This is a genomic window from Anabaena sp. AL93, from assembly GCF_001672085.1.
In the GTDB taxonomy this organism is placed as follows: Bacteria; Cyanobacteriota; Cyanobacteriia; order Cyanobacteriales; family Nostocaceae; genus Dolichospermum; species Dolichospermum heterosporum.
Window position 1 is genome coordinate 44510 of sequence record NZ_LJOU01000027.1, and the last position, 11158, is coordinate 55667.

16 protein-coding genes are annotated in these 11158 nt (G+C 38.8%); 5 read left to right on the plus strand and 11 right to left on the minus strand.

What is annotated here, in order from left to right; all coding sequences use genetic code 11:
* Window positions 1–343: 343 nt before the first annotated feature.
* Window positions 344–853 (minus strand): hypothetical protein, encoded by a 510-nt coding sequence (locus AN486_RS09265; protein WP_168634789.1) that lies wholly within the window; start codon window positions 851–853, stop codon window positions 344–346.
* 2 nt (window positions 854–855) lie between these two features.
* Window positions 856–1905, minus strand: coding sequence for an ATP/GTP-binding protein (locus AN486_RS09270; RefSeq protein WP_290600289.1), 1050 nt, complete (start codon window positions 1903–1905; stop codon window positions 856–858).
* A 430-nt stretch (window positions 1906–2335) separates the two neighbouring features.
* Here AN486_RS09270 and AN486_RS09275 point away from each other — a divergent pair, with 430 nt between their 5' ends.
* The 3 genes from AN486_RS09275 (at window position 2336) to AN486_RS09285 (ending at window position 3403) form a co-directional block, all read left to right on the plus strand.
* The gene (locus tag AN486_RS09275; protein ID WP_027402408.1) at window positions 2336–2632 is read left to right on the plus strand and encodes a hypothetical protein; all 297 of its coding nucleotides are present in this window, start codon (window positions 2336–2338) and stop codon (window positions 2630–2632) included.
* A 7-nt stretch (window positions 2633–2639) separates the two neighbouring features.
* Window positions 2640–3044 carry a type II toxin-antitoxin system VapC family toxin gene (locus AN486_RS09280; protein ID WP_015080096.1) on the plus strand — a complete coding sequence of 135 codons (405 nt, stop codon included), beginning with the start codon at window positions 2640–2642 and terminating at the stop codon, window positions 3042–3044.
* A gap of 230 nt (window positions 3045–3274) precedes the next feature.
* Entirely contained in the window at window positions 3275–3403 is a 129-nt protein-coding gene (locus AN486_RS09285) for a hypothetical protein (RefSeq protein WP_257720899.1), read from the plus strand.
* A 301-nt stretch (window positions 3404–3704) separates the two neighbouring features.
* On the opposite strand, the gene AN486_RS09290 is transcribed toward AN486_RS09285, so the two are convergent.
* The 8 genes from AN486_RS09290 to AN486_RS09320 all read right to left on the minus strand — a co-directional run bounded on the left by AN486_RS09290 (window position 3705) and on the right by AN486_RS09320 (window position 6529).
* A complete protein-coding gene (locus AN486_RS09290) occupies window positions 3705–4055 on the minus strand; it encodes a DUF5615 family PIN-like protein (RefSeq protein WP_027402409.1) in 351 nt (116 codons plus the stop codon).
* Window positions 4052–4288: a DUF433 domain-containing protein gene (locus AN486_RS09295; RefSeq protein WP_015080100.1), complete on the minus strand. Its 237-nt coding sequence runs from the start codon at window positions 4286–4288 to the stop codon at window positions 4052–4054. Before AN486_RS09295 ends, AN486_RS09290 begins: the two co-directional genes overlap by 4 nt.
* A 312-nt stretch (window positions 4289–4600) precedes the next feature.
* Window positions 4601–4954 (minus strand): MarR family transcriptional regulator, encoded by a 354-nt coding sequence (locus AN486_RS09300; RefSeq protein WP_053538654.1) that lies wholly within the window; start codon window positions 4952–4954, stop codon window positions 4601–4603.
* On the minus strand, window positions 4951–5100 hold the full coding sequence (locus AN486_RS26660; protein ID WP_367142431.1) for a DUF6516 family protein: 150 nt from the start codon (window positions 5098–5100) through the stop codon (window positions 4951–4953). Before AN486_RS26660 ends, AN486_RS09300 begins: the two co-directional genes overlap by 4 nt.
* Window positions 5101–5130: 30 nt before the next feature.
* A complete protein-coding gene (locus AN486_RS09305) occupies window positions 5131–5619 on the minus strand; it encodes a DUF3368 domain-containing protein (RefSeq protein ID WP_290600294.1) in 489 nt (162 codons plus the stop codon).
* A complete protein-coding gene (locus AN486_RS09310) occupies window positions 5616–5867 on the minus strand; it encodes a UPF0175 family protein (RefSeq protein WP_168537962.1) in 252 nt (83 codons plus the stop codon). The genes AN486_RS09305 and AN486_RS09310 overlap by 4 nt, the downstream gene beginning before the upstream one ends.
* A gap of 36 nt (window positions 5868–5903) precedes the next feature.
* On the minus strand, window positions 5904–6308 hold the full coding sequence (locus tag AN486_RS09315) for a type II toxin-antitoxin system VapC family toxin (RefSeq protein ID WP_290600297.1): 405 nt from the start codon (window positions 6306–6308) through the stop codon (window positions 5904–5906).
* Window positions 6308–6529 carry a hypothetical protein gene (locus AN486_RS09320; protein WP_168632932.1) on the minus strand — a complete coding sequence of 74 codons (222 nt, stop codon included), beginning with the start codon at window positions 6527–6529 and terminating at the stop codon, window positions 6308–6310. The genes AN486_RS09315 and AN486_RS09320 overlap by 1 nt, the downstream gene beginning before the upstream one ends.
* Window positions 6530–6693: 164 nt before the next feature.
* Here AN486_RS09320 and AN486_RS09325 point away from each other — a divergent pair, with 164 nt between their 5' ends.
* Window positions 6694–7008 carry a hypothetical protein gene (locus AN486_RS09325; protein ID WP_290600301.1) on the plus strand — a complete coding sequence of 105 codons (315 nt, stop codon included), beginning with the start codon at window positions 6694–6696 and terminating at the stop codon, window positions 7006–7008.
* A 215-nt stretch (window positions 7009–7223) separates the two neighbouring features.
* Entirely contained in the window at window positions 7224–7535 is a 312-nt protein-coding gene (locus tag AN486_RS09330; protein WP_290600303.1) for a hypothetical protein, read from the plus strand.
* Between the two features lie 317 nt (window positions 7536–7852).
* Here AN486_RS09330 and smc read toward each other — a convergent pair.
* The coding region (gene smc, locus AN486_RS09335) for a chromosome segregation protein SMC (protein WP_290600305.1) at window positions 7853–11158 on the minus strand (3306 nt) is incomplete at its 5' end.

Genomic DNA, 11158 nt, shown 5'->3' on the forward strand with positions numbered 1-11158 from the left:
ACACAATTATTTATGTTTTGCGATCGCGCAATCGCTGACTTGTCAGTTCGCTGATTAAACTTAAAATCAATTGGCGATCGCACTTTATCAATCTAACCTACAAACGATCGCACTAACACCACCCAACAAGCGATTCCTACGGAGCGCTTCGCTATCGCACTTTATCAATTTAACCTGTGAGCGATTCCTAGGTCGCGCTTCGCTATCACACTTAGTCAAGGTGTAAATGGCAAACTGACAAAAGCCTTTTGGGAATCTAAGAAACAGTCTTTGCGGTTCGTACCAAAACAGTGTTAGCCATTACCATCTATTTAGATTAGACGCGGAGATTAAAATTAAGTATTCATAGTTCCGTCACTGTCCACTTTAACCCTTGCATCTGGTTAGACTCAACGACTTTTGGATGCGGATCAATTGGTTTGATTAGACTTCTCAATTTAAGCTGTACCTTTGAAGGGTCAATAGCACGTGGAAATAACTTTGAAGTTTTTACTGGTTGCTCAAGATGCAAAACAACACGCAACTGTTGCCCTTTCAAAATTTCCCCAGCAAAATTACTTTCGGATATGTCTGATGCGTGAATCTTGGCAGGTAACATAGCCGCAAGGGTATACAAGACTTTTTGCACTACTTCATCTGCTAAATCTATGGTTTTAGTCCGAGGATGCTGTCTATAGTCCTTGGCTTCAATTAACCATATCACCTGACTCTCAATTGCGAGAAGATCAACTGCTTTAATTCCAGGCGACATCTTAGAGAACTGGTGACGATAAAAAGCCCATTCATCGTACTTGCAAACTTTCCATGAATCGGGAAAGGTAAATATCAAGCTATCAACCTGGATGTTTATCACACTCAAACCCCACTACTGATAAAGCGATCAGATTGAGCAAGCTCTTCGTCCAGTGTTGTAATATCGCCAATTTCGTCAATCGTATCTCCTTGGTTGACTACAACACCGTCATCTGAAAAGTGCAAACCAAAGAATCGTGAGTTGAGTTCAATATTTTGCTGATCAGTCATTAATATTTCAAGCTCACGCAACAGGAATAAACTATGAGTGGCAATAAATACTTGAATCCCTATTTTACTTAGGCTCACAATGCTTTGAGCTACTTGTTTTATCAGAAGTGGATTGAGATTTGCTTCAGGCTCATCCCAAAATAGAAAACCTTTGTCCATTAATACCCCAGTTGCAATTAAACGCGCCAGCATTGCTAATTTACGCTGGCCTTCTGCAATAAGTGGCATCTCAAAGCGACCGCGCTCATTCTTCAAATAAAAGCGTCCATTCTTATCTAGCTCGATTGAGCCACCCATTGATGTTTCAAGCGGAGCTAACAATTCTTGAATTCTTTTCTCCTTAGTCCCTCTCTGCAAAGGATAGCCTAGAAGTATACAAGTGTCTCGCCAAGTCTCTTCAAATTCAAGGTAATGGCCTTCGTAAACGGAAACAAAGTTTGGAAAAATACTCAGCAATTCACGAGTTGGGATATAAGCTGGTGAAGTGTCAAGCCAACCCTTTGGAACTTTCTCTATTAGCACTTCTGTTTTACTATTCGTAGAAAAGCTAAATTCAAAATTGAACTGTTTATCTTCAAACAAGAGTTTAATGTCACATCTCTCACGTCCTTGCTTTCGTCGAGCGAGCCGTCCAAGAGATTCTGGACGAAAAACATTGATAAGCTTGTCTGCTAGACGAGTTTGCATTAAAGCTTTTGTTGGTGTACTACTTGTTGGTTTGCGGCTTTCTTCCCAACTGGTTGCAAGCGCTGAATAAGCAACTTTAAGAAGATGTGTCTTACCCGATCCGTTTTCTCCAACTATTACATTCAGATGTTTAGAGAATTGGAGATTTGCACTAGGAAAAACTGTGAAGTTTTTAATATTTAGATTATTTAGCATAGATTATTTTAAATGTTTACACTAATATTCTGTACTAATCGCACAGATTATATCAACCAACAAGCAATCGCACTTGGTCAACCTAACCTACAAGCGATTCCTAGGTCGCGCTTCGCTATCGCACTTGGTCAATCTAACCTACAAGCGATTCCTAGGTCGCGCTTCGCTATCGCACTTTATCAATCTAACCTACAAGCGATTCCTAGGTCGCGCTAGTTCCCTCCGGGACGCAATGCGTTCGCTATCGCACTTTATCAGTTTAAACTGTGAGCGATTCCTAGGTCGCGCTTCGCTATCGCTTGACATTCAAAACAGTCGCTACAAACTTTTGGGGACTCATTGGTGATTTAAAAGTGTTAGTATAAATAATTCCCAAAAGTTCACAAACTTGATATAATGGACATAAAGACTATTTAGTGAGGTAATAATTATGTTATCAACTGATATGAAACAAGAATCAATAATTAAGAGAATTGAGAATGTTGTTGCTATTTTAATGGAAGAACGTCCTTTATTTAAAGAGGATCTAAATTATACGAAAATGGTTCAAGATTTAGTAAAAGTATTTAAAGAAAACTTTTCTTTAGAAGAATTTAGTCAGATATCAGAAGAAAGTCTTAAAAAGCGTTGTAGTGGTATCATGGCTCTACACCTTTTGGCTAAAATAGGAGAGGATTTTACTCCTGAACAAATGGCAATTTTTGATGATGCAGTTAAAAGAAAATAGAAAATTTATGAATTATTTATTAGATACTAATATTGTTTCTTTAGCACTCAAACAAAATTCCCAAATTCTTCACAAGATTACAATTAGTGAGTCTAAGGAAGAAAAGATTTTTATTAGTTGTATCACCTATTTTGAAATTAGGCGAGGTTTTTTAGCGGTTGATGCACCAAAACAAAGAGCAAGATTTGAGGAATTTTGTCAAGAATATCCGATTATTTTCTTAGATGATTTAGCAATTTTAGAAAAAGCTGCTCAAATTCATGCTAATTTGAGATTAAGGGGTGTACCAATTCAAACTGAAGATGTTTTAATCGCTGCTACTGCTATTCTTAAAGATTTAATTGTGGTTTCTAATGATAGTGATTTGGCCAGAGTTGAGGGTTTAAGTTTAGAGAATTGGGTAGAATTATGATGATTAAATTATTTTTTGGCTGATGTATTTAAAACTGTAGGTTTGGTTAAGCTGTTATTGGGTTTTTCGCATTTGGTCAGGGTGTAAGAGACTTCCAAATAAAAAAATGTCCCAAAACTGATGCAGAAATTCTCTCTCTGTGTACTCTGTGCCTCTGTGGTTCGTTTCTTAGGATAATTTATTTCTTGGAAGTCTCTAAGTGGCGAACTCGCACTTTATCAATCTAACCTGTGAGCGATTCCTACGGAGCGCTTCGCTATCGCACTTTATCAATCCAAACTAAAAGCGATCGCACTTTATCAATTCAACCTACGAGCGATTCCTACGGAGCGCTTCGCTATCGCACTTTATCAATCTAACCTACAAGCGATTCCTGCGGAGCGCTTCGCTATCGCACTTTATCAATCCAATCTACAAACGATTCCTACGGAGCGCCTCGCTATCGCACTTTATCAATCTAACCTACGAGCGATTCCTGCGGAGCGCTTCGCCATCGCACTTTATCAATCCAATCTACAAGCGATTCCTACGGAGCGCAACGCTTACGCACTTTATTAATCCAACCTACGAGCGATTCCTGCGGAGCGCTTCGCTATCGCACTTGCTCAATCCAAACTACAAGCGATCGCTGATTACGCTTCCCCAACAGGCGAACTCGCACTAATGAATAATCAAACTATCTCTGGTCATTTCTAAAAAATCATAGGTCAAAAACAATTCGATTATTTGAGTAATATTTTGTAGAAAAAGTTGTTCAATTTGTTTGTTACTAATATTACCTGTGGTTATTAGTAGTAGTTTGTAAGGCTCTTGTTTGATTAAAAAAGAATCTAAAAAATCTTTATCTTTGGTAATAACAATTCTCTGTTCCAGGATTGATAGTTTGTTGATTTCCGAATCTGGAGTTGCATTTTTTAAAGGAAGATTTTTGGTATGTATAACATCATAACCTAAGTTATCTAATAAATTGGCAATTCGCATTGGTAATTGAGCATCAATCAAGAATTTCATGAAACTAATTGGAGGATACTTTTAACTTGAGTGAGTCGAGTAGCAAAGCTGAGAACTGCTAAAATGTCTTCGTATTCTAAATCATCATAATCTTCTAAAATATCATCAATATTCATGCCTGAACTCAAAAGTTCTAAAATCATTTCCACCGGATAGCGCAATCCACGAATACAGGGTTTACCATGACAAATATCATGGTTAATTGTTATTCTATTTAATAGAAGGTTATTCATGATATTTAGATTTTATGTTGGCACTAAATTAATTGTACTTGATTTTTCAAGTTTTATGACAATAGAAAAAAGCGAACTGAAAGTCACCGTTGCACGACTCTTACAGAGCGCTTCGCTATCGCACTTTATCAATCCAACCTACGAGCGATTCCTACGGAGCGCTTCGCTATCGCACTTCATCAATCTAACCTACAAGCGATTCCTACGGAGCGCTTCGCTATCGCACCTTATCAATCTAACCTGTGAGCGATCGCACTTAAACCCAATAGGTGATTCCTACGGAGTGCTTCGCTATCGCACTTTATCAATTTCTCACGCTGCTTTCGCTAGTGGCATGAATATTTCAACGGATTCAAACGGTACAGATATTTTGTCTTCTTCTGTCCGTTCAATTAATCCGAGTTCTTCCAGGCGATTTACGTCTGTGTGTACGTTTGAATAGTTTCTTTCGGCTGTTTTCGCCAGCGCGTAAATACTGCATGGCCCTGTTTTGCTTAAAGTATCAAGTAAATCAAGTCTAGCAGGTGTTAGCTCGCTAAAAAGTGATTTTGCAGATTCAAATGAAAGTCTAAAATTTACTGGCTTTCCAATTTCGGAGTCTTTAATTTGTTGACGAGCGGCTCGGATTGCAGAACCACCCTTGGCTACTTCAATAATTGCTTTCATAATTCACTCCAGGTTTCAATGTCTTTTTCAAAATCGTCAAGCAATTTATCAATGCTTGTGAATTTGTAATCTATTTCGTGTGAATTTATATGTTTATGATCTCCTTTTTGTGCGTTCGTTGTCATATCGAATTCTACATTTTCCATATCAATCTAACCTACGGCTAAACTAACAAGTCAAGGTTCTTGAGAAAGAGATAAGATACGCTGATATAGCCGGGGACTGATGCGAAAACCAGCCTGGTTGATCAAAGCATCCATCACAGGTTGAACTTGAGGGATAAGACTTCTTTGTTTAGCAACAAGCAGAATACCCAGAATACCAATAATAGGTATCCCAAGCCGGAGAGCTTCTTGCCGTCCCAAGCGTTCATCAATGAGCAAATCATCGGCTTGTAGCTCAAGTGCCAAGGCTATAGCATTTGCTTCTCCAACATCAAGTCCGCGTTCCTGTTGAAGCTGGTTAGCAAGTTGGAAGTTGTTGAGGAATTGGCTTTGAATCCAGTCCAGTTGGAGAATAGCTGAAATAGTAGGATTGCTGGCGGCTACCAATTCGCTGGCAACCACGTCAGGAATGATAACCTGATGGTAAATAGCTTTTAGCAACCCAAGATGATCAACAAGGGCAAGATTCGAGAGAGCAGAAGTATCACTAACGACAATCATAGCCAGCCCCGACTCCGCAAGTGTTCAACATCCTGCTCAAAGTCTTCCACATCGTAATGGACACAAATATTCCGATCTGCCAGCAGCTTTTGAAAGTTCATTATGTCTATTCCAGCAATTTTGCTGGCGCGGCTGAGGGAAATCCGCTGCTGCTGGAATAGGGCAATGGCTATTTCCTGAAGCCATTCACTCTGGTTAAAAGTTTCAGTTTTACTGAGGCTATCAGGTAGGTTCAGGGTAATTTGCATCAAGTTGTCCTCACGCAGTCACTTCTAATTTTAATTTTACTCTATTTCCCAGTCTTCCAATTGTAGTTGTGGGATACGTGAAAATTCTTTAGTATTATGTGTAACTAGGATCAAATTATTCGCTAAAGCAATAGCAGCAATTTGTAAATCGTAAGCTCCAATAGGTGTTCCGTCAGCAGCAAGTTGGGCGCGAATTTCTCCGAAAATTAGAGTAGACTGGTCATCAAAAGGCAAAGACACAAATTGACTCAAAAATCCTTGCTGTAACCTCAGATTACGCTCTGGGTTAGCACTACGAATTGATCCGTAAAATAATTCACCCTTCACAACTGAACAAACAGCGACTTCTGAAAGTGGGATATTATCCAGCTTTTGTTTTAAATGAAAGTTTTTGCCCTTAAGATAAATAATGCAGGCATTAGTGTCTAGCAGATAAATCATCAAAATAGCTCTCTTTCTGCTTGTTCTGGCTGTGGATGTCTGATAAATGTTTCATCTTGAATACAACCATAAAAATCACTCAATTTTGTTGTTGTTTTTGTTGGTGATGCTGATTCATAAACAAGAATAATATCTAATTCCGTTCCTTCTGTTGTTTCGGGTAATTGAATTTGTAAAAGTCCATTTTTACCAATTAGAGATCGCACTCTCATACTGTGCATAACTATTTACCTCTTTTGAATATCTGTTCTTTAAGTTCTTGTAACAACATAGATAGCTCCTATGCTGGAATTGTTGTCTAATATATGTTGTCTATTCAGTATATTATAAACGATCTTGCTTCATAAGTCTAATTTGAGCGATCGCTGATTAAACTTAAAATCAATTGGCGATCGCATTTTATCAATCCAACCTACGAGCGATCGCATTTTATCAATCCAACCTACAAGCGATCGCACTTTATCCATCCAACCTACAAGCGATTCCTACGGAGCGCTTCGCTATCGCACTTGGTCAATCCAACCTACAAGCGATTCCTACGGAGCGCTTCGCTATCGCACTTGGTCAATCCAACCTACAAGCGATTCCTACGGAGCGCTTCGCTATCGCACTTTATCAATCCAACTTACGAGCGATTCCTGCGGAGCGCTTCGCTATCGCAATTTATCAATCCAACCTACAAGCGATCGCACTTTATTAGTCTAACCTGTGAGCGATCGCACTGAGAGCCATAATGCTTTCAGTTAAAAGATTACAAGAGATAGATTAGTAAAACCTATTAACTAAATGTTAAGAAGTACGGAATATGGGTCTAACTTTATCTGCGTCAAAACCACATTGACAGATTTAAGAATTTTGATACAATCATAAAATACGGCAAATTAACCCTTCAGTATACAAAATTAAGGGAAAAAGATGAGTGATTTTGGTGCTTTTTTAGGAAAAATAGCAGGTAAAGTAGCTAACGCTGCTAACTCTGATCGCAAACTAAAATGCTATGGGTGCGACGAAATAACTGGTCATATAAGTATTTCCTATGCTGATGCTTTCAAAGCTCATGGTGGGGATAATGTTTTTTTTGCCACAGTAGGTGTTGCGTTCGACTTAGTTCCTGCCGCATATCCCATTACGATTGGAAATCCTTATGCTTGTAATGATTGCAAAAGGCTTAGATTTGAAGGAGGAATATTATCAAATGAAGCGAATAAAAAATGCTACTATTTGTAAATATGCCACCACTTACACAAAGACTCCTAATATATTTTTTTGGTGTGTTACAAAGCCCGCTAACACATTCTAATAATTTTATTTGTGTAAGTTTTGATTCACTGAGCGATTAGAAATCGCGGCTACACAGACAAAACCCACCTTCGTGGGTTCAAAAGCCTTGATTTTTTATTAGTCCACGCAGGTGGACTTCGTTTGTGTAGTAGCGATTTCTAATCGCCGAAAACTTTTATACTATACTCCATCCATCTTGAAAACTTGAGTTTTCGTCTTAGAAAAAACTATAGGTTTCAACTTGGACGGGGTTTATTAATAATTCAATGGTCAGATGATTGTAACTTAATACCCAAAACCTGAGTATAAGCGCCTCTAGCTTGAGTTACACCAATTGTCCGCTGTGCTGATTCTATCATCGGACGGCGCAAACTCACAACTATAAACTGTGCCTGTTCTGCCTGTTGTTTAATCATTCTTGCTAATCGTTCCACATTTGACCCATCTAAAAACATATCCACTTCATCAAAGGCGTAAAATGGAGAGGGACGATAACGTTGCAGGGAGAAAATAAAACTTAATGCAGTTAAGGATTTCTCTCCCCCTGACATAGAAGCAAGACGTTGTACAGGTTTACCTTTGGGGTGTGCGACTAAGTTTAAACCACTGTTAAAAGGATCTTCAGGATTATCTAGTTGTAAATAACCGTCACCATCGGAAAGGATAGCAAAGATTGATTGGAAATTTTCGTTTACTGCGTCGAAGGCTTCTTTAAATGCTTTTTGACGAAGGGTGGTAAAGTTTTCAATTCTTAATAATAATTCTGTCCGTTCCCCTTCCAAAGTCTCTAATTTTTCGGTAAGTTCTTGGAGACGACCTTGGACTTTATCAAATTCTTCCAAAGCTAACATATTCACAGGTTCCATTGCCTGTAAGCGCTTGCCTAAACTCCGCAATTCTTTTTGTAATTCTTCTAAATTAACTTTATTGGGAACTTCTGGTAAAGGACTGGGTAATTCTGCACCTAAATCTCGCAATTGGTTTTGCAGTGCTGTTAAATCTTCCCGGCGTTTTTGTTGAGTTTCTTGCAGTTTCTCAATTTCCCATTGTAATTGTTGTTGACGCAATAAGAGCGATCGCAATTCGGTTTCTGCTGTATCCCGATTTTTCTTTTCTTCTCCTAAATTCTCTTCTAATTTCCGCAAATTAGCCTGAATTGCAGTAATCAAATTATTCAATTCTTCAACTTGACTATTAACTGTTACTTGTTGCTGTTTTCCTGTGGTTTCTTCTTTTTGATATTGAATAACTCTAGTTTGGGATTCTTCTATTTTTTCTTGTAATCGTTGTTGTTGATTTTCGAGATTTTTTAATTGTTGTTGAACATCTCTTAACGCAGTTTCTCGTTGTTGTAATTCCTGTTCTTGGGTTTTAATGATAGCTTGGATTTGTTGCCATTCGCTAGGAGTTTGGGAAGATTCCAACTCAGCTAAAGTATGTCTTAATTGTTGTAATTGAGTTTCTTGTTCTGGTAATTCCCGATTTAAAATTTCTAACCGGGATTGTGCAGAGGTAAATTTTTGGGTATTTTGGGAAAGTTGAGAACGAGTATTTTCTAACTGCGTTGTTAAACCTTTAATATCTTTCTTTAACTGTTCTAAATATAGTTGCTGTTCTCTTCGTCCTTGACGTGCTTCTGTCAATTCTAAAGTTAATATTTTAGTGCGAGTTGCTAAAGTAGAAATTGCTTCTCCACAACGGTCTAAAATGCGATCAATATCTATTAAGCGAGATTTCAAATTAGCGACTTCCTGAGATTCCCCGGCTTCACCGTTATCAAAGCGTAAAGATGAACGTTGACTACTACTACCCCCAGTCATTGCCCCGCTAGTTTCCAATAATTCCCCTTGTAAGGTGACTATGCGATATAGTCCCATATTTTTCCGAGCTTGTGCCAGGGTGGCAAATACTACCGTTGCACCAAAAACATAGGCAAATACATCATGATAACGGCGATCGCATTCTACCAAATCTACCGCATAACTGACAAAACCATCAGCTAAACGCAGAGTTGCATCTTGAGTAAATCTAGGGACTTTAATCTTATTTAAAGGTAAAAAAGTTGCCCTTCCTGCCCGTTTTTGTTTCAACAGTTCAATTCCCGCAGATGCCACACTATCATCTTCAACGACAATATGCCCCAAACGTCCACCAGCAGCCATTTCTAAAGCTAATTGATATTTAGGATCTACCTTGCCTAATTGCACGACTAAACCGCATAAACCGGGCATTTCTGACTGTAAAATTACTTTACTTGCTTGTGTTCCTTGTATTTCCTGTTGCGCTTGAGTTTGTGCCTCTAACTTATCTAATTGACGTTGTTTATCTCGTTGTTCTTGTAAAAGTCGCTTTTGAGTATCTTGTTGAATTTGTAACTCTTGTTCCGTTGCAGCGAGATTTTCCGCTAAATTTTGAATGGGTTGGGTAGAAGCATTAAATTCCGTTTCCAACCGCACACATTCAACTTGTTTTGCAGTTAATTCCGGTTCTAAAGTTGCAATTAATTGAGATTGTTCAGAAATCAATTCTTGTAATTGAGTATTGCGTTCCTGTAATTGCGCTTGTTCAGTGCGTTGCGGCTCAAGAGTATGCAGCAAAGATTCCATTTGCCGATTTAAAGCTGTTTGTTGTTGTACCCAAGCTTCCGAAGCCGAGGCAATTTCCGCAGCAGCTTGACGAGAAGATTCTACATTTTGTTGGGCTATATCTCTTTCTGTTTGTAGAGACGTTACATTTACCGTTTCTACATTTTGTTTTTTCTTAGCTTCCTCTAAAGCAAGTTGATATTGTTGAATTTCCTGATAAGTTTGATTTAATCGCTTTGTAGATTCTTGAATAGATGCTTCCAACTCCCGTTGTTGACGTTGGAGTTGTTTCCGTTCCGCTTCCTGAGTAGCGAGATTTGATTGAACAGACAGAAGTTCCTCTTCCCCCAAAGCCTTTACCCGGAGATTGAGTTGATCTAATTCAGTAGTTTTTTGATCAATTTGAGAATTAGTTGTATTTAACTGAGTAGTAAAATCACTGAAATTGCGATCGCCCTCTTGAACTTGTGCAACTAGCTTTTCTTGCTGTGCTTGGAGAGAACGCCAAGATAACACCGCTTCCCAAGACTGCTTTTGAATAAACTCAATTTTCAATAATTGATACTTTTCCGCCTTAGCCTTGTCTTGAGAAAGGCGATCGCATTGTATACTTAACTCAGTCTGAATAATCCGACAACTATCCTCCTTATCCTTCACCTCATCCAAAGTAGACCTAGCTTGGATAATCTTCCGATCATAAGTCGCCACCCCAGCCAACTCATCAATAATTTCCCGACGTTCCCGCGCATTCATCGAGATAATACTCGTCACATCCCCCTGCAATACTACATTATACCCTTCAGGATAAATCCGCAGTTCCTCCAAATCCTCATGTAACTCAGACAGAGTACAAGCCACACCATTAATATAATAATTCGACGTATACCCCCCCTGCTGAGACACCCGCAACCGCCGAGTCACACTCCACTCAGAGGATTTTGGATTTTGGATTTTAGACTTTGGATTTTCCCCCACTTCCCCCAC